The sequence below is a fragment of the Antribacter sp. NEAU-D49 genome, assembly GCF_057158775.1.
The window spans coordinates 1-17,337 of the sequence record NZ_JBXTSN010000005.1; the positions used below are offsets into that span (position 1 = coordinate 1).

Annotated in this window: 21 protein-coding genes; 11 read left to right on the forward strand and 10 right to left on the reverse strand. The window is 71.7% G+C overall.

Annotation, left to right across the window (positions count from 1 at the left end; all coding sequences use genetic code 11):
* On the reverse strand, window positions 1-145 hold a 145-nt coding region (locus AC060K_RS05805; protein WP_483764652.1), incomplete at its 3' end, for a transposase.
* A 306-nt stretch (window positions 146-451) separates the two neighbouring features.
* Here AC060K_RS05805 and AC060K_RS05810 point away from each other — a divergent pair.
* From AC060K_RS05810 to AC060K_RS05825, 4 genes are all read left to right on the forward strand, one after another.
* Entirely contained in the window at window positions 452-1,132 is a 681-nt protein-coding gene (locus AC060K_RS05810; protein ID WP_483764479.1) for a DCL family protein, read from the forward strand.
* A gap of 194 nt (window positions 1,133-1,326) precedes the next feature.
* A complete protein-coding gene (locus AC060K_RS05815; RefSeq protein ID WP_483764480.1) occupies window positions 1,327-1,842 on the forward strand; it encodes a UvrD-helicase domain-containing protein in 516 nt (171 codons plus the stop codon).
* Window positions 1,836-2,219, forward strand: a complete 384-nt coding sequence (locus tag AC060K_RS05820; RefSeq protein WP_483764481.1) for an LPXTG cell wall anchor domain-containing protein — start codon at window positions 1,836-1,838, stop codon at window positions 2,217-2,219. The genes AC060K_RS05815 and AC060K_RS05820 overlap by 7 nt, the downstream gene beginning before the upstream one ends.
* Window positions 2,220-2,392: 173 nt before the next feature.
* On the forward strand, window positions 2,393-3,574 hold the full coding sequence (locus AC060K_RS05825; RefSeq protein WP_483764482.1) for an AI-2E family transporter: 1,182 nt from the start codon (window positions 2,393-2,395) through the stop codon (window positions 3,572-3,574).
* A gap of 70 nt (window positions 3,575-3,644) precedes the next feature.
* On the opposite strand, the gene AC060K_RS05830 is transcribed toward AC060K_RS05825, so the two are convergent.
* The gene (locus AC060K_RS05830) at window positions 3,645-4,526 is read right to left on the reverse strand and encodes a trypsin-like serine protease (RefSeq protein ID WP_483764483.1); all 882 of its coding nucleotides are present in this window, start codon (window positions 4,524-4,526) and stop codon (window positions 3,645-3,647) included.
* A 238-nt stretch (window positions 4,527-4,764) separates the two neighbouring features.
* Here AC060K_RS05830 and AC060K_RS05835 point away from each other — a divergent pair, with 238 nt between their 5' ends.
* Window positions 4,765-6,045 (forward strand): CE1 family esterase, encoded by a 1,281-nt coding sequence (locus AC060K_RS05835; RefSeq protein ID WP_483764484.1) that lies wholly within the window; start codon window positions 4,765-4,767, stop codon window positions 6,043-6,045.
* Between the two features lie 99 nt (window positions 6,046-6,144).
* Here AC060K_RS05835 and AC060K_RS05840 read toward each other — a convergent pair whose 3' ends face one another.
* Window positions 6,145-6,954 carry a DUF1206 domain-containing protein gene (locus AC060K_RS05840; protein WP_483764485.1) on the reverse strand — a complete coding sequence of 270 codons (810 nt, stop codon included), beginning with the start codon at window positions 6,952-6,954 and terminating at the stop codon, window positions 6,145-6,147.
* An 85-nt stretch (window positions 6,955-7,039) separates the two neighbouring features.
* Window positions 7,040-7,429, reverse strand: a complete 390-nt coding sequence (locus tag AC060K_RS05845) for a VOC family protein (RefSeq protein ID WP_483764486.1) — start codon at window positions 7,427-7,429, stop codon at window positions 7,040-7,042.
* A gap of 109 nt (window positions 7,430-7,538) precedes the next feature.
* Between AC060K_RS05845 and AC060K_RS05850 the strand changes: the two genes are divergently transcribed.
* Window positions 7,539-8,258: a transporter substrate-binding domain-containing protein gene (locus AC060K_RS05850; RefSeq protein ID WP_483764487.1), complete on the forward strand. Its 720-nt coding sequence runs from the start codon at window positions 7,539-7,541 to the stop codon at window positions 8,256-8,258.
* Between the two features lie 6 nt (window positions 8,259-8,264).
* Here AC060K_RS05850 and AC060K_RS05855 read toward each other — a convergent pair whose 3' ends face one another.
* The gene (locus AC060K_RS05855; RefSeq protein WP_483764488.1) at window positions 8,265-9,275 is read right to left on the reverse strand and encodes an alpha/beta fold hydrolase; all 1,011 of its coding nucleotides are present in this window, start codon (window positions 9,273-9,275) and stop codon (window positions 8,265-8,267) included.
* An 81-nt stretch (window positions 9,276-9,356) separates the two neighbouring features.
* Between AC060K_RS05855 and AC060K_RS05860 the strand changes: the two genes are divergently transcribed.
* The gene (locus AC060K_RS05860; protein WP_483764489.1) at window positions 9,357-9,920 is read left to right on the forward strand and encodes a TetR/AcrR family transcriptional regulator; all 564 of its coding nucleotides are present in this window, start codon (window positions 9,357-9,359) and stop codon (window positions 9,918-9,920) included.
* A 323-nt stretch (window positions 9,921-10,243) separates the two neighbouring features.
* Window positions 10,244-10,750: an FBP domain-containing protein gene (locus AC060K_RS05865; protein ID WP_483764490.1), complete on the forward strand. Its 507-nt coding sequence runs from the start codon at window positions 10,244-10,246 to the stop codon at window positions 10,748-10,750.
* Window positions 10,751-10,834: 84 nt separating this feature from the next.
* Here AC060K_RS05865 and AC060K_RS05870 read toward each other — a convergent pair whose 3' ends face one another.
* Together AC060K_RS05870 and AC060K_RS05875 are read right to left on the reverse strand one after the other, a co-directional pair.
* The gene (locus AC060K_RS05870) at window positions 10,835-11,653 is read right to left on the reverse strand and encodes an HAD family hydrolase (protein WP_483764491.1); all 819 of its coding nucleotides are present in this window, start codon (window positions 11,651-11,653) and stop codon (window positions 10,835-10,837) included.
* 305 nt (window positions 11,654-11,958) lie between these two features.
* Window positions 11,959-12,738: a GAP family protein gene (locus AC060K_RS05875; protein ID WP_483764492.1), complete on the reverse strand. Its 780-nt coding sequence runs from the start codon at window positions 12,736-12,738 to the stop codon at window positions 11,959-11,961.
* Window positions 12,739-12,877: 139 nt separating this feature from the next.
* Here AC060K_RS05875 and AC060K_RS05880 point away from each other — a divergent pair, with 139 nt between their 5' ends.
* Both AC060K_RS05880 and AC060K_RS05885 read left to right on the forward strand, forming a co-directional pair.
* Entirely contained in the window at window positions 12,878-13,594 is a 717-nt protein-coding gene (locus AC060K_RS05880) for a DUF1361 domain-containing protein (protein WP_483764493.1), read from the forward strand.
* A 31-nt stretch (window positions 13,595-13,625) separates the two neighbouring features.
* Window positions 13,626-14,129 carry a GNAT family N-acetyltransferase gene (locus tag AC060K_RS05885; protein WP_483764494.1) on the forward strand — a complete coding sequence of 168 codons (504 nt, stop codon included), beginning with the start codon at window positions 13,626-13,628 and terminating at the stop codon, window positions 14,127-14,129.
* Between the two features lie 49 nt (window positions 14,130-14,178).
* On the opposite strand, the gene AC060K_RS05890 is transcribed toward AC060K_RS05885, so the two are convergent.
* Both AC060K_RS05890 and AC060K_RS05895 read right to left on the reverse strand, forming a co-directional pair.
* Window positions 14,179-14,604: a four-helix bundle copper-binding protein gene (locus AC060K_RS05890; protein WP_483764495.1), complete on the reverse strand. Its 426-nt coding sequence runs from the start codon at window positions 14,602-14,604 to the stop codon at window positions 14,179-14,181.
* 54 nt (window positions 14,605-14,658) lie between these two features.
* Window positions 14,659-15,210 carry a MarR family winged helix-turn-helix transcriptional regulator gene (locus tag AC060K_RS05895; RefSeq protein WP_483764496.1) on the reverse strand — a complete coding sequence of 184 codons (552 nt, stop codon included), beginning with the start codon at window positions 15,208-15,210 and terminating at the stop codon, window positions 14,659-14,661.
* A 111-nt stretch (window positions 15,211-15,321) separates the two neighbouring features.
* Between AC060K_RS05895 and AC060K_RS05900 the strand changes: the two genes are divergently transcribed.
* Complete coding sequence (locus tag AC060K_RS05900) at window positions 15,322-16,218, forward strand: NADP-dependent oxidoreductase (protein ID WP_483764497.1); 897 nt, start codon at window positions 15,322-15,324, stop codon at window positions 16,216-16,218.
* Between the two features lie 4 nt (window positions 16,219-16,222).
* Here AC060K_RS05900 and AC060K_RS05905 read toward each other — a convergent pair whose 3' ends face one another.
* Entirely contained in the window at window positions 16,223-17,296 is a 1,074-nt protein-coding gene (locus tag AC060K_RS05905) for an RDD family protein (RefSeq protein WP_483764498.1), read from the reverse strand.
* Between the last annotated feature and the right edge of the window lie 41 nt (window positions 17,297-17,337).

Here is a 17,337-nt window from a genome sequence, read left to right on the forward strand (position 1 = left end):
ACGGCCCGTACTTCGCAGGCACGTCCCGCCACGGCGTCCCGGCCCGCAGCCGCCACAAAATCCCGTTGATCACCTGCCGGTGATCACGCCACTGCCCGCCACGCCCCCGGACGAGACCGGCAGCAGCGGCTCGATCCGCGCCCACGCCGCATCCGTCAACTCACCCCGACCAACACCCACAACCCGGACATTACAGAACCAGTGACCAGGCCATTCACAGGACAGGCCCTAGGCCTGCCTTCCAGTCGTGGTCCGAAGCGGCCGGCATCGCGGCCCGGGTCGCCAAGGGTGCGCAGGCGCTCCGTTGCCCGTACTGCGGATGGTGGCACGTCGTCGGCTACGGGTCACCCATCGGAAGACCGAGCAAGCCTCGACGACGGAGCTAGCAATCACGCAACCTGCTTCTCACAACCCCCACGACACGCCCGAGCAACGTAACAAGGAGCACAACATGGCCAAGCAGGTCAACCTGCCCAGCATGAGTTTCCCAACCCAGAGCGCGGCCCTGGAGTACTTCAAGGGCATTCTGTACACCTACGACGTAGGTGAGGACGTCTCGGACCCAACGCACGACACGATGCTGCGCGAGTTGTCTGACCGCCACCCAGACGCGGCTGAAAAGACCGGTGTTGGAATCTCGAGGTTCTTCGTCAACAAGACCGATGCGGGGGACTACGGCTTCGTCTCCGCGAACGCCCGGGGCATCTGGATCCGTCGCATCGATGGCACGGTCGTTGACTGGAGCTATCAGACTGCGATCAAGAAGCCGGGACTTCGGACGAACTTCAAGGACGCTCTGCGCTTGGCGGTCAACGACAGGCGGGTGGCTAAGCGCGACGCCGCCTTCGCCGCCGGTCCTGTCCGCTGTGCAATGACCGGGGTGCCGATCCCTTCCAAGGACGAGGCTGATTTCATCTACCGAGATCCCACGTGGAGCGACCTCGTCAACGGATTCGTCGCGACGCTCGGCGGGTGGAGCAAGGTTGAAACGAACTCCGGCTTCGGTGAGATCGCCGTCGGCGGACGGGTGAGCGACCCAGCCGTGCTGTCGAACTGGCTGGCATACTGGGAATCCAACGCTCACCCGATCTTGGTGATCAAGGATGAGGGCGGCCGCGGCCCTCGCTCCTGACCAAATCAGCCGACTCCTCGGTCCAATTTGGTATCGCAGATAGAGACGACGGCGCCAGGAACGGGTGAATCGCTACAGCGACACTCACCGTGCGTCGATTGTCGTCGCGTGCCCGTGGAACGATGAGCGCGCCACGGAGCCACCCAACGCAGCCGGTTTCATGGCCCAAGAACATGGAAGAAGAGGGGTGCGAGTTGGCACTTCCGCAGCCGGTCGGCCGGCAACGGGACGTGGTGTACCTGAGTTCGGACGAGCACAACGTAGTACTCGGCACTGCCGGGACCGGCAAGACCACGATGGCGATGCACCGAGCCGTCCACCTGGCGGCGCCGTCCACCGCGAATCACGGGCCCGTCCTGCTCGTGACGTACAACAACACCCTGGTTGCCTACCTCCGGCACATCAGCCCGACGGCCGCAAGCCAGATCACGATCGAGACGTACGGGCGCTTCGCTCGGGGATTCCTCAACTCCCGCGGGGAGATGCCGGCCTGGAACGGAATCGCGCAGAAGAGCCGGCTGAAGTTGCTGGTGAGGGAGGCGCTGGAGTCAGTTCGGGCTACGAATCCCAAGTCCCGTGTGCTGGCACGGGACCTGGGCTGGTTCGCCGCCCTCGCCAGCAGCGACCCACCGTACTGGCGGAGTTCCTCTCGTCCGGCTTCGCCCAGGCCCAGTGTGCCGACGACCGCCTGGCAGCGGCGTCGATGCTGACCGGTGACGCGAACAACAGCGGTCCGGCACTCGACGCCGCGGCGCAGGCCGCGCTTGCGGGCACGCCCGCCGAGCTTCGCGAGTTCATCGTGAACGGCCAGTTCGCAGCACGCGCGCTCGACGCGCAGGCCGCGCCCACGGCGACGCCCACGGCGTCGGCCGCACCCACTGCCACGGCGTCGGCCGCCCCGGCCGCCGCACCCGCTGCCGCTCCGCTGCCCGGGCGGGTCGCCACGCCGACCACAGCGGCCGACCGCCCCGAGATGCTGCCCGCGACCGGGCCCTCCACCGCGACCACGGTGGCTGTGATCGCCGCGACCGCTCTGCTCGCCGGCACGGGCCTCCTCCTGCTCGCCCGCCGACGCCGCACGGCCTGAGCGCCCACGCACGAGAAGCAGCACACCCCTGCCGGGGGTAGGACCAGGTCGTGAGACGGTCCTGCCCCCGGCATCGCTCTGTCTCGGCGTCGCACCGCCGCGCGACCGGCGGCGGGCCGCAATAGCGTCGGCACGTCCGGTGCTCGCCGGACCGAGCACAAGGAGGACAGACGATGGGCCTCTTCGGCCGCCGTGAGAACCGCCCTGCCGGCCCGAGCGCCGAGACCAGCCGCTTCGAGGAGCCAAACGCGGATCCCGAGGCGTCAGCGGGCCACCGAACCACCGGGCTGTGGTCGGACGGCTTCGGCCGCGTCGGGACGCGGTCGCTGCAGATCCTCGCGGTGGTCGCGGTCATCGCCGTCTTCGGCTTCGTCGGCACGCGCCTGACCCTCGTCGTGATCCCGGTCCTCATCGCGCTCGTGCTCGCCGCGGCGATCTCCCCCCTGGTGGCGCTCCTCCGCCGCCGCGGCCTGCCGTCGATGCTCGCTACGTGGATCGCGCTCCTGGCGCTGGTCGCCCTGCTGTCGGCGATCGTGTGGCTCGTCGTACGAGCCGTGGTGGACCAGTGGGACGAGCTGCGGGACCAGGCCCTCCAGGGATTCGACTCCCTTCAGGCCTACCTCCAGCAGCTGCCGTTCGACATCACGGACGAGCAGATCGCCTCGGTGCGGGAGTCCGCCATGAACCTGCTGCAGTCCGACGCGGTGGGCTCGGGCGCCATCGCGGGCGTCTCGCAGACCGCGGACTTCCTGGCGGGCTTCTTCATCATGATCGTCGTCCTGTTCTTCTTCCTCAAGGACGGCCCGGCGATGTGGGAGTTCCTGCTGCGCCCGTTCGAGGGTCACCGGTACGAGCGGGGGCAGCGCGTCGGAGCAGCGACCATCCGCACGCTCGGCGGCTACGTGCGGGGGACGGCGATCATCGCGATCGTCGACGCCGTCGGCATCGGGATCGGCCTCGCGATCGTGGGCGTGCCGCTCGTCATCCCGCTGTCGGTGCTCGTCTTCCTGCTCGCCTTCATCCCGCTGGTCGGCGCGACCCTGGCCGGCATCCTCGCCGCCCTGGTCACGCTCGTCGCCGTCGGGCCGGTCGAGGCGCTGATCGTCGTCGCAATCGTCGTCGTCGTGAACCAGCTCGAGGGCGACTTCCTCCAGCCCATCGTCATGGGCCGCACCCTGCGCCTGCATCCGCTCGTCATCCTGTTCGCCCTGACCGCGGGCACCGTGCTCGTCGGCATCACCGGCGCCGTGCTCGCCGTACCGATCGCCGCGTCGATCTGGCACGCGATCCAGGTCTGGGACGGGCCCGACCTCCCGGCGCGGTTCGCCCGGAAGAAGCGGCCGGAGACCGTCTGAGAACGCGGCCCGACGACGGCTCGGCCCCTCCCTCGGGAACGACGGGTCCCGAGGGAGAGGCTTGAGCGGGTCAGATCGCGACGACGTCGATCTGGGCGAACTCGTCCTCGCCGATGACGGACCGGATCCAGTCGTGCGCCGCCTGGGTGTCGACGCGGTAGCTGAAGTCGGTACCGCGGCAGTAGGAGTTGAGGCCGAACGACGTCACGGCCACGACCGTGTTCGACGTGTGGCCACCGTAGAAGACCGGACCGCCGGAGTCGCCCGAGCAGGTGCCGCCCTTGTCCTTGCCATTCCCGGTGGTCTGGAGGTTGAACCCGCCGGTGTTGTTGCTCGTCAGGTTCGTCAGACGGGCAGACGCCATCAGCCGCTCGCGGAACGACTCGACCTCGACGGGGCTGCTGTACGAGAGGCCGTAGCCGCTGGCCGTGAACACGACGTCCTGCACGCCTTGCTGCGTAGCGAGGCCGTCCAGGGAGCCCACGGCCGCGAGCGAGCCGTACTCCTCGAGCAGGATCGGCTGGTCGAGGATCACCAGCCCGAGGTCCTTCGTGTCGGGGAAGCCGGCGAACTCGTCGAAGCCCCAGTTGTAGGCCTCGTCGGACGTCGCACAGACGTCGCCGAGGGTGTCGCCCGCACAGACCTCGGGGTAGCCGGTGACCGGGTCGAGGCCCGTCTCGGGGTCGTAGTTGACGCCTGCGTCCTGCTGGAAGTAGACGACCGCCGTCGCGACGCCGTCCGTGCAGTGACCGGCCGTGAGGAACACGGTGGGGGTGAGCAGGGAACCGGAGCAGCGACCCAGGAACTCACCCTCGGCGTCGAAGGTGGTGACCAGGCCGACGTACGGGTGCTCGTGGTCCTCGACGTAGTTGCCGGTGATCGCGGCGGCGGGTGACGCCGACGCGATGACCAGGCCGGCGAGCGCGATGGCCGCCAGAAGTGACTTGCGCACAGTGCCTCCATGGGGGATGACGGCAGGTAGCCGTGTGAGCGCACGCTAGACCCCGGACGGCCCGCGAGCATCCCGAGTCCCGCCCCGCCCGGGAAACGCCGGACGCAGCCGTCGTGAAACGTTTAACGGCCTACAGATCGCCATAGGTTTATCGTTACATTCGCCCGACTGGCGGGCGTCGGCCCGCAGACACCGTCCCCGGCAGAGCGGCCGGGGACCTGCTGGAGGGAGCGACACCATGCGACACCCCAGACCATCCCGAGGCCGCCGGGTCCTGCTGGCGACGGCGGCCGCCCTGCTCGCCCTGGGCGGGCTGACCGTACCTGCGTCCGCACTGCTGGACACCGCCCCGGTCACGACCGCCGCGACCGCCGGCTGCGGCCGGCCCGCCGGGCTCGCGACCGGCACCCACACCATCACGAGCGGCGGCCAGTCCCGCACGTTCCGCCTCGACGTGCCGTCGGGGTACGACCCGAACCGGCCTTACCGTCTCGTCGTGGGGCTGCACTGGTGGCACGGCACGTCCGCCGACGTCGTCAACCAGGGCTTCTACGGCCTCAAGCCGCTGGCGGGCCAGAGCACAGTGTTCGTGGCCCCCCAGGGCATCGACAACGCGTGGCCCAACACCAACGGCCAGGACGTCACCTTCGTGGACAACGTGCTGCGCACCGTCGAGTCCGCCCTCTGCATCGACACGACCCAGCGGTTCGCGACCGGCTTCAGCTACGGCGGCGGCATGAGCAACGCCCTGGCCTGCGCGCGCGCCGACGTCTTCCGCGCGGTCGCGATCCTCAACGGGGCCCAGCTGTCCGGCTGCGCCGGCGGCACGCAGCCCATCGCGTACCTCGGCTCCCACGGTGTGGTCGACGACGTCCTCAACATCTCCCAGGGCCGCGCGCTGCGGGACCGCTTCCTGCAGACGAACGGGTGCCAGGCCAAGCAGGCACCCGAGCCCGCCGCGGGCAGCGGCACCCACACGCGCACCGACTACACGTGCCGCGACGGCTACCCGGTCGTGTGGATCGCGTCCGACAGCGGCCACCAGTGGGACGCCAAGGACCGCGGCCAGTCGCAGTCGTGGGTGCCCGGCGAGGTCTGGCGGTTCTTCTCGTCGTTGACGTCGACGACGCCGACCCCCACGCCGACCCCCACGCCCACGCCGACTCCCACCCCGACCCCGACCCCGACCCCCACCCCGACCCCCACGCCCACGGTGACCCCGCCCCCCGCCGGGGCCTGCACGGCGACCTACCGCACCGTGAACTCGTGGCCCGGCGGCTTCCAGGGTGAGGTCACGGTCAGGGCCGGCTCCCCGTCGACGTCGTGGAGCGTGGCCTGGCGCTCGTCGGGCGAGCGCGTGGACCAGGTCTGGAACGGCACGCTGACGACCCAGGGTGACCTCTTCGTCGTCCGGAGCGTGGACTGGAACGGCCGTCTCGCGGCCGGCGGCACCGCGACCTTCGGCCTGGTCGGCAGCGGCACGGCGCCCGCACCGGCCCTCACGTGCACGAGCTCCTGACGCACTGAGCAGCACCCGTCGGCCTGGCCGTCGAGCCACCCCCAAGCGTTCGACGGCCGGGCCGGCGGCATTCTCCGCAGACCATCCGAGCAGGCCACCTCAGAGTCGCGCAAAACGGGCGCGCGCGAAGGAGTACGCACCGAAGGCGGCGATGCCCAGACCCGTGACCAGGAGCAGCGCCATGCCGAACGGCTGGTCCCGGATCGTGCGCAGCGCCTCGTCGAGCCCGCCCGCGCGCGTGGCGTCCGCGGTCACCGCGGCGGCCACGACCAGTCCGCCGACGACGCCGAGCGCGATCCCCTTGGCGATGTACCCGGCCTGACCGAGCCGCACCACCACGGGCCCGACGGAACCACCGCTCCCCCCTGCAAGGTCGTCCAGGAACTTCTTCCGCGCTCCCTTGACCACGTGGTAGCCGCCGACAGCGACGATCACCAGGCCGACCGCACCGACGAGCCAGGTGCCACCCGGGACGCTCAGGACCCCGGCCGTCATGCTCTCCTCGCTGCCGCCCCCGCCCTCTGCGCCGGACGCGTACCGGACGCTCATGGCGGCCAGGACTCCGTAGAGCACGCCCTTGGCCGCGCTCTTCGCCCGCGCGCCCGCCTGGTTCTCCGCGCTCGGCACGCCCAGGACAGCCGTGGCGAGCTGCCACACCGCGAGCGCCGCGAATCCGACGGCGACCGCCCAGAGCAGCGCCTCACCACCGGGTAGCTGAGCGAGCGTACGGAACGCGCCTGCGCCGTCGGCCTGGTCGGCCGGACGGCCGAGCGCAAGCTGAGCGGCGAGCCAGGCGATCAGCAGGTGCAGCATCCCGGAGGCGACGTAGCCTCCTCGGGCGAGGGCGCGGACGGCTCCGCTGTGCTGGGCACGCCGTGCAGCGCCGGGTGAGAAGGACTTGGCAGACACACGCACCTCCGTCGGGCCGCGCAGACGGCGACTCCGTACACAGTGGCGCATTCCGGCGTAATTCGCAGGATGGAGACCGGCTCGTCTAGCTCTGGCCGCTCAGCAGGCCGATGATGTTCCCCGCCGGGTCCTGGAGCCAGGCCCCGTCGCCCCCGCGTCCCATGACCCCGCGGGCGACGCCCTTCTCGTCCTGGCGGAAGCCCTCGTACCGCTCGAAGGTCACGCCCTTCCGGACGAGCTCGTCGACCGCGGCGTCGAGGTCGTCCACGACCAGGTGCATCACCGTGAACGTCGCCGGGGTGTGGTCGTCCTTCGGGTAGACGAACACCTCACCGCCTCCGGGCAGGTGCAGCTCGAGGCCGCCGACGTCGTCCGGGACGGTCGTGACCAGGCCGAGGGTGTCGGTGTAGAACGCGCGCGCCGCGTCGAGGTTGTCCACAGAGAAGCTGGAGAACCCGCGCCCAATGGTGACCATCGCTGTCCGCTCCTTCGTGAGGCGTGCCGATCACCTCAGCCTCCCACCGCGGCGCGAAAGCGCACGGCGGGGGTGGCGCCCACGCGGCGCGGCGCGAGAGCATCCTCGGATGGACCTCGCCGACCTCCGTGCCGCGCTCGCCCCGGCCGGCCCTCTGCGCGCCTCCATCAACCTCGGCAACGCCGTGCTGGCGCACGGCACGCCGGAGGATCCGGCCGGCGTCACCGTCGACCTGGCGCGCGAGGTGGCCCGCAGGCTCGGGGTGCCCGCGGAGCTGCTGTGCTTCGACGCCGCCCGGAAGTCCCTCCAGGCGTTGGTCGACGGTCGTGCCGACCTCGGCTTCCTGGCCGTCGACCCGGCCCGGGAGGCCGACGTCGCCTTCACTGCGCCGTACGTCGTCATCGAGGGGGCGTACGTCGTCCCGGCGGGCTCCCCGATCCGCTCGGTGGCCGACGTCGACCGCCCGGGCGTGCGCGTCGGCGTCAAGACCGGTTCGGCGTACGACCTGCACCTGAGCCGCACGCTGGAGCACGCCGAGGTGGTACGCGGCGCGGAGGGCGTCACGGTGTTCGACGAGCAGTGCCTCGACGTCGGCGCCGGTATCCGGCAGCCCGTCGAGGCCTACGCGGTGGGCCGCGACGACCGGCGGGTCCTCGACGAGGCGTTCATGCAGATCCGGCAGGCGGTCGGCGTCAGCAGGGACCGGTCGGGGCCTGCCCTCGCCTGGCTGAGCCGGGTCGTCGAGGAGTGCCGTGCGGGCGGGCTCGTGGCGGAGTCGCTCCGCCGTGCCGGCCACGACGAGTCCTTGGTGGCACCCGGCCCAGACTGACTCCGGTCAGCCGGCCGGCCGCTCGCTCCTCGACCAGAAGGCGTCCAGCTCCGCATCCAGCTCCGGTGCGACCTGCATCGGGAGCGAGTGGGTGGTGCCGGGCCAGACCCGGACCTCGGCGCCAGGGATGAGACCGGCCCGCTCCGCCGCGCCGTCGCCACCCGCGAGCGAGCGCTCGGCGATCGCCACGTACACCGGCATCCCCAGGCCCTGGAGCTGGGAGTCGTCGAGCTGCACCGGGTTGGGCAGCGACGACGAGCTGAACTGGCGCGACCCGACGGCGATCATCCGGGCCAGCGGGTCGTCCGGGTCGACCTCTGCGGGCTCGACCCCTCCGATGCTGTTCAGCGCCGCCGTGCGCCAGGACTCCGGCACCCACGGCAGAGAAGCGGGGATCGAGGCGAGGACGGCAGACAGCGGCAGCATCCCGAGGGTGAGGATCGGCTCGACGAGCGTGAGGCTCGCCAGCCGCTCGGGGTGATGGACTGCGACGGAGGCCGCGAGACCTCCGCCCTGGGAGTGGCCCACGAGGTGCGCCCTGTCGATGCCCAGCCCGGCCATGGTCTCCTCGACCCAGCGCGCCGAGTCGGCGATGTCGCGCATCGGGACGGTCTGCACCGACAGCCCGGTGTCACCCAGGGTGTCGAACGCGTACACCGTCCGGTCCTCGGCATAGTGCGTCAGGTTGTCGGCCCACATCGGCACAGCAGCGGACCGGCCGGGCAGCAGGACCACCGGGGCCGAGCCCGGCCTGCCCTCGCGGACCCAGGCGTAGGCGCGAACGGTACCGAAGCTCGTCTCGACGTCGTGCACCTCTGTGGGCACGGGCAGGCGGGCGAGCGCATCGGCATAGGCAGTTTCGTAGGCCTCGCGGCCTTCGAGGGTGCGGAAGTGCCCGACGCCGGGGCCGCCCGACGCCAGGAGCACCGCCGCGCAGGTCGAGGCCAGCGCGGCGGCGGCCAGCAGGACTGTCGGCCAGCGCCGGCGCTTGGTGCCGGTCGCAGTGCGCTTGCTCATGAGGACTCCCACAGTGAGGGCGTTTGACAATACGATCGCATCGTAACAGATGCGATGCGATCGTATTGCTACAGTGTCCGCATGCCCCGAGTCGTCGACCACCAAGAGCGCCGCACCGAGATCGTCCATGCCCTCTGGTCCGTGATCGCCGGGCACGGCATCGAGGGCGTCAGCCTGCGCCATGTGGCCGCCGCGGCCGGGGTGTCCGCCGGGCGGATCCAGCACTACTTCGGCACCAAGGAGACCCTGGTGATCGCCGGCTGCGAGGCACTCATCAACGGCGCCTACGCCGGCCACCTCGAGACGGAGGGCGCGCCCCCGCGCGACCGGCTGCTGCGCGTCGTCACGCAGCAGGTGCCCCACGACGAGGCGGGACGGATCGGCGTGAGCGTCTGGTACTCCTACGTCGCCAAGGCGATCAGCCACCCCGAGATCCGGCGACTCCTGGCCGAGGCCCGGCGAGGCGCGGAGGACGAGTGCGCCCGCCTCGTCCTCGCCGCACGCCCGGCCGGCGCCGACGAGGCTCACCAGCAGGCTCGTCGCCTCCTGGCCCTCGCGGACGGCCTGACCCTCCGGGTGCTCGTGGGCGACCTGGAAGCCACCGAGGCGATCGCCTCGCTCGAGGCCGAGGTCACGTCGATCTGACGACGCCCGAGGCAACCACCGTGCCCAGAATCACGCTGACCCGGGGGCCCAGCGGGCGTAGCATCGAAGGGCCGGTGACCGCGCGGAACGCAGCGGGCCGGCCCACACAGAGCGACGAGGAGCACGCGGATGCAGGGCATCGCAGGATGCGGGGTGGCCGTCTCGGCTTGCTCGGGCATGCCTGCACGTCCCCTGCCCTGCCGCCGCCTCGCTCCGGTGCCCCGACCGCTCGGGTGACCGTGGCGTCGTCGTGCACCGTGCCTGCCGCACCGTGCCCGGCGTCGAGCGGCGGCCTCCGAACCCACCGGAAGCCGAGAACCCTGATGAACCCCCTGACCGAGAAGCAGATCCGCGCGTCCTTCGTGAACGCGTCCAAGCGTGAAGCCGCCCAGGCGACCCTGCCCGACCTCGAGACCGTCCCGTGGGACCGCCTCGAGTACCTGGGCTGGCGCGACCGCAAGGCACCGCTGTCGGCGTACGTGGTGCTGGAGATCGACGACGAGCCCGTCGGCGTGCTGCTGCGCGCCGGCGACGAGAAGGCGGGCCGTGCCCGCCGCAAGGGCGTGTGCGCCTGGTGCGAGGACGTGGTCGTGACCGACGACGTCAGCCTGTACGTCGCCCGCCGTGGCGGCGCCTCCGGCAAGAACGGCAACACCGTCGGCACGCTGATCTGCACCGACTTCCTGTGCTCACGGAACGTCCGCCGGCCCCCGACGTACTCCGAGGCGGGCAACGACCCGTCGGTCCGCGAGCTGATGGTCGAGCGGCGGATCGCCGGGCTGCGTGAGCGGTCCGCCCGGTTCGTCGCCGAGGTGCTGCGCACCCGCTGACCCGCCCTCCCGCTGTGGGTACGCGAATGGTCGCCTCTCGGGCGTGAGAGGCGACCATTCGTGTACCCACAGCGGACGGGCAGGTCAGAGGAGCGAGTTCAGCACCGCCACCACGCCGTGCTCGGTGATGGTCCCGGTGACCTCGTCGGCGGCCTCCTTGACGACGCCCGGTGCGTGGCCCATCGCGACGCCGCGCGCGGACCAGGTGATCATCTCGAGGTCGTTGACGCCGTCGCCCACGGCGACGGTGCGCGCCGCGTCCACGCCCAGCGCACGACGCACGTTCTCCAGTGCCGTCGCCTTGCTCAGCCGCACTGCCGTGACGTCGATCCAGTCGGGGCCGGCCGGCGTGGCGGTGACGCCGAGGGCCCGCAGCGGCTCCAGCAGGGAGAGCACCCCTGCTCCCCGCAGGATGGCGCGGGACACCGGGACGTCGCCCAGCTCGTCGGCGGGCACGACGCGCTGCTCGCCGTTGACCTCGTCGTCCCCGAAGAGCGAGGAGACGCGGTAGCCCCAGCCGATCACCTCGACCGCCACCTGCACGCGCGGCAGCACGGTCTGCGCGAGCTTGACCACCGGGCCGACGTCGAACGTCCGGACGTCCTGGAGCGCGTAACCTCCGGGGCGCGTGCTGCTCAGACGTGCGGTGACGGCACCGTTCGAGGCGACGACCCACCCGTCCAGGATCCCGAGCCCCGCAGCGACCGGGAGGATCCCGACGAGGGACCGTCCGGACGCCAGGACGACATGGTGCCCGGCGGCGCGCACCCGGTCGACGGCGTCGACGGTCACGATGGGGAGCCGCATGTCGCGGTCGAAGAGCGTGCCGTCGATGTCCAGCGCCACGAGCGCGGGCGGCGCGGTGCGCACCCGGGCCGGGACCAGCTGTTCGTCCGACAACATCGGCTCACCTCGCTCTTCCCCCCGCGTCTGCACGGAGGATCGCCCTACATCCAGTGGATCAGCCCGAAATGTACCGTGAACTCGGCGGCCGTTCATGCGTTTGCACAGTGTGCGGACCGTGCGCCGGCGTCGTGACGGACGGGCGCAAAGTGAAGGTGCGTCATGGTCATGTAGCACAGACGCGCAGACCCCCCCGGATGTCACAGCACTTCCCGGGACGGATCGTCGGCTCCCCTGCCCCGGCGTCTTCCGTCCCGACGCTAGCAGCGCTGCCACACTGTCGCTCATGACAGCCGACCGAGCGGTCAGAGCCGGACCATCACGTCCGTCAGGCCGAGGTTCCCCGCCGCGTCGAGCGTGAGCAGCACGCCCAGGATGGCCAGCACCCAGCCGGTCATCTCCTCCGCGTTCTTCGTCAGCCACCCGTCGAGCCGGCGGAGCAGCGGGTCCACCGCGCGGGCCGCCGCCAGCCGCCCCACCAGCAGCAGGAGCGCGGGCAGCACCATCACCACGCAGTAGCCCGCCAGGACGGCCACCGACACCCCCGGCGTCAGGCCCGACGTCGCCAGGATCCCGATCGCCGCGAGGTACGGCAGCATCGTCGCCACCTCGAGCGACACGGCGCCCAGGGCCAGCCCCATGAGCGGGAGCGCGGAGCTGGAGGCAGGGCCGCCGTCGGCCCCGAGCGCCCGCTCGCGCCAGCGGGAGAGGCGGCCCTGCTCGCCCGCCGCCTGCTGGCGCGCCCGCCGCGCCTCGGACCGCTTGCGGTCGAACCGGAAGCTCAGCACGAAGAGACCCACGCCGAGGACCAGCTGGACCACGTACGCGGCCTGGCTCTCGAGCGCGTCACCGAACCGGTCGAGGACGAACCCCGCCCCGAACATCACGGCGATCCCCACCGCCAGGTAGAAGACGGCGACCGTACCCAGGTAGACCAGCATCCGGCCCGCCCGTGGGCGCCCCGGCGCCATGAGCAGCCACACCGGGATGAGCAAGGTGCCGAAGCTCGTGGAGTCCACGAGGGCGAGGAGGACGAGGGGCCCGAGCAGCGCGGCGGTCCCCAGGTCGGCCGAGGCAAGATCCATGTAAGGCATCGTCGCAGGGCGACCCCGCGGCGCGAGTCCACCTTTCGGACGATGGTTCCCCCCGGGACGCCGCCGGCGTCCGACTTTCGGACGATGCTCGCCGCGCGCCACGTCGGCCGCCCGGGCAGCATGGGGCGCGATGACCCTCCTCCTGCCACTGGGCGTGGTCCTGCTCAACGCGTACGCGCTCATGCTCGTGCTGCTGCGTGCCGCGATGTTCCGCGTGCCTGTGTACCGGCCCATGCTGCTCAACATCGGGCTCTCGGTCGCGCCCGCTGTGGTCGTGCTCGTGACCGCGGTCGCCGCCTACGGGGTGGTGACGCTCGCGCCCAGCCCGCTCCTGCTGTTCGCCGTCCTCGTCGTGGGCGGCCTGGTCTGGGTGCTGCTGCTGCCCAACGCCGGCTACCTCATCACCGAGCTGAACTTCTCGCACCGGCGCGAGGACGACCCCGTGCCCCTCTGGTACGACATCGTCGCCGTGCTGACCCTCGCCCTGTCCGGCGTGGTGAACACACTGGTCAACGTGCTCGTGGTGCAGGTGGGGTACGTCCTGGTGGTGCGGCCGAACGACGACGCGCCCCTGGACCACGTGGACTCGTGGCTCCTCGCGCTGGCCACCCTGCTGCTCGTAACCCTGGGCATCTACCTGGGCCGCTACGTGCGCTTCAACAGCTGGGACCTGCTGCACCCGCGGTCGTTCGCGAGCAAGCTCTTCTCGCACTTTCGCGAGCGCCGCAACCGCCTCACCGCGGCGGCGTTCTGCCTGCTGCACACGGCGTTCCTGGCGATCTTCTACCTGATCCTCGTGGGGCCGGTCGCCGCGCTCCTCGACAGCGCGTCGTCGTCGGCACCTTGAGCGTCGCCCGGCACCGTTACGATGCGGCGCCATGACGACCCAGCTCACCGTCGACCTGGTGCCGGTGGACGACCACGTCCTCGTCCAGCTCCTCGCTCTCGCCGAGACCGAGGCCGAGCCGGGCGAGGTCATGCCACCGCTGGCCGGTGATCCGGGCTGGACGGAGGAGCGCCGCGATGCCTTCCGCGCCTACCACCGGGCCCGGCAGCTCACCCGGGACACCACCACCACGGAGGTCACGTTCGGGGTGCTGGCGGGCGGCGAGGTCGCGGGATCGGCCCGGCTCGCGCAGGTCGACGGCGACCCGGCGGCCCGGGAGGTGGGGCTCTGGCTGGGGCGCAGGTTCCGCGGTCGGGGGGTGGCGGCGCAGGTGCTGGTGCGCGCCGCCGTGTCGGCGCGCGTGATGGAGGCGGAGCGGCTGCTCGCGCGCACCACGGCGGACAACACCCCCGCCGTGGGGCTGCTGACGGCGGCAGGCTTCACGCTCACCCCGGGGTCCGACGGTGCGGTCGAGGCGGTCCTGCAGGTGGGCTGAGGGCTGACCCTCCGGTGCGGCCGGCGCGACGGGACGACGGCGACGACGGTCAGGCCGGCATGGCCTTCTCGGAGGTCTCCGCGGCCGACAGCAGTGCCCGGCACGCGGCCTCGCAGGCCCGGCACGCCTCGGCGCAGAGGCGGCAGTGCTCGTGCATGTCGGCATGCTGGGCGCACTCGTCACCGCAGGTGCTGCAGGCGATGATGCAGGCCTGCAGGTGCGCCCGGATCACCGCGCCCGGGTAGCCGAGCCTGCGGGTGAGGATGCGGGCGAGCGCGGCACAGCTGTCGGCGCAGTCGAGGTCGGTGCGGATGCAGAGGCGGAGGTCGCCGATCATGTCCTCGGCCAGGCAGGCGTCGGCACAGGCCGTACAGGCGAGCGCGCACTGCTGGAGTGCGTCGATCGCGTCGGCGATGAGCGCCACGTCGGTCTCGACCTCGGTGGGATAGGCCTCGAGGATCTCTGTCGTGTTCATGGTCGACCTCCGGTGGTGAGCGCCCCGGGGGCCGGGGCGGGTTCCCTCCCGACGCTAGGAAACGCCGCCGCCACTCGCAGGACGGTGCCCGCCCGGGGTGCCCGACGCCGGCGTGTCACCCGGGTGCACCGCGTCACCCCACGCGCAGGCCGCCTCGGCGACGTTCCGTTCGAGCCGGGCGAGCAGCTCCACGGTCGACCGGCGCTCCGCGAGGCCCAGGCCGCCGGCTGTCGCGTCCTCGAGACGGGCCCACAGCTCCTCGACGCGGGGCCGGAGGGCGAGGCTCGCGGGGGTGGGCTCGACGAGGGTGACGCGGCGGTCGCCCGGGCACGGGATCCGGCGCACGAAGCCCGAGCGTTCCAGCCGCTGCACCGTCCTCGTCATCGATGCGGAGTCCGTGTCGACGAGGCGGGCGAGGTCTGTCTGCCGCTGCGGCCCGTTCTCCCACAGGTACATGAGGAGCAGCTCCTGACCCGGGTGGAGTCCCACCATGCGCAGGAGGTCGGCCGCGAACGCCTTGTGGGCGCGCGCGAGCCGGAAGACTGCGAGGCTCACCGGGCCGGCGTGCTGCGCCCTGGGGAGATCGCTGCTCGGGTCAAGTGTCATGCTCTCAGCGTACGACCGGCACGTTCGTCCGCGTGTGCGAGCGGGAATGCCGACGGGTCAGCCGCAGTTACCTGTCTCGAACAGCAAGTGCCTTTCTGAGAGGACACGTCCATGCGCGCCATCGTCATCGAGCAGTTCGGCGGACCCGAGGTCCTGCACGTCGCCGAGGTCCCCGACCCGGAGCCCGGTCCCGGGCAGGTCCTGGTCCGGGTGGAGGCAGCGGGCGTCAACCCGTTCGACGGGAAGATCCGCTCCGGCCGGATGGAGCCGTTCTTCCGCACCCCGCTGCCGAAGGTCCTGGGGCTCGAGGCGGCCGGGGCCGTCGTCGCCGCCGGGGAGGGTGCCGACGTGGAGCCCGGCACGCGGGTGGTCGGCTGGAGCGGCGGCGGCTACGCCGAGCTCGCCGTCCTCAGCCACTGGACGGTGGTACCGGACGGGTTCGACGTGACCCAGGCCGCGGGCCTGCCGTCGGTCGGCGAGGCCGCGCGACGCGGGCTGCGCGCCCTGGGCATTCAGCCGGGCGAGACCCTGCTGGTGCACGGGGCGAGCGGCGCCGTGGGCGGCATCGCCGTCCAGCTCGCCGTCGCCGCGAGCGTCACGGTGATCGGCACCGCCTCCGCGGAGCGCCTCGACCGGGTCGAGAAGTACGGGGCCACCGCCGTCGAGTACGGCGAACGGCTCGTGGAGCGCGTGCGTGCGGCGGCCCCGCAGGGGGTGGACGCCGTCCTGGACGCTGCCGGGCGCGGTGCGCTGCCCGAGAGCATCGAGCTGCGCGGAGGCACCGACCGGATCCTCACCCTTGCCGACAACGCGGCGTTCGAGCTCGGCGTCGAGTTCTCCGAGCAGGCGTCGCCGTCCGCGGAGGACCTTGCCGAGCTGATCGACCTCGTCGGCAGCGGAGCGGTCACCGTCCCCGTGACGAAGGTCCTCCCGTTCGAGGAGGCTCCCGAGGCCCACCGGCTGGTGGACTCCGGGCGTGCGGGCGGCAAGGTGATCCTGGTGCCCTGACGGGTCAGGGCGCGGCCTGCAGCTCGGCGAGGCGGACGGTGGTGGAGCAGGACGCCACCGTCCGCCCGCGGGTGCGCTCATCGTGGGGCACTACGCGGACCGTGACGTCCACAGCCTCCACACCGTCGGGGATGGGAACGAGCGCGAGCTGGAGCGTGACGGTGTGGAGCGTCCCGGCCGCCGAGTCCTGGACGTCGTGCTGGCCCACGAGCCTCCCGTCACCGAAGTCCTCGGTCTCCTCGAGGCCCATCGCGCCGTACGGGATCTCATGGAGGCCCGCCGTCCAGGGCGACCCCAGGACGTCGTCGCCCCCTGTCTCCGCGACGGCGACCTCGACGTCGTATCCCTGGTCCGGTCCGCGCCCGGTCGTCCAGTTCCACTCGGCGTCCAGCCACAATGTGTCAGGGGCGGCCCGACGGACCCACAGCCGCCTCTCCCAGAACTGATGGCGGGACGGGGTAAGGGAAAATCCGTGCCCCGTCGCGACGCCGTCGTCGTCGGTCGCCGGCACGCACCGCACGGTCTCGCCCTCCACCGCCCCGACGCTGTTCCAGGGCAGGAAGCCAAAGCAGAGCCCGAACACGCACGTGGCGAGCGCGGACGTGGTGACCAGCCTCCGCCGGGCCGGGGGCAGGGCGGGTCGCCGCAGCACCACGACGGTGCCGAGGAGCGAGTCGGCGAAGGTCCGGCGGCGGGACTCCCAGAGGGGACGGGCAAAGCCGATCAGCAGGACCGCGTCGAGCGTGTGAGCGAGAAGCCGCAGAAGAGTTCCAAGGAGTCCCAGCGGCCGACCGGTGTCCTCGCGGACGACGGCGATCCCCATGAGGACTTTTCCCGGGGTGTAGCCGGTCCACGCCTGCAGCCCCACCAGGACGGCAAACACGCCTAGCACCCAGCCGCGAAGCAGCTCCGGTGCCTGGTAGTTCGCCGGGTCCGCGGTGACCCAGGCGGTCCCCATCAGGACGGCACTGTCCAGGACCGAGGCGGCCACGCGCTGCAGCCAGCCGGCATAGACCCGTCCGACCGAGGCCAGGCCGGGCGTCATCCCGCCGTCAGACGCAGGCGCGTCAATCGTCATGGCGCGCATCCTGCCAGGTGAGAACGCACCGGACCGGCGGG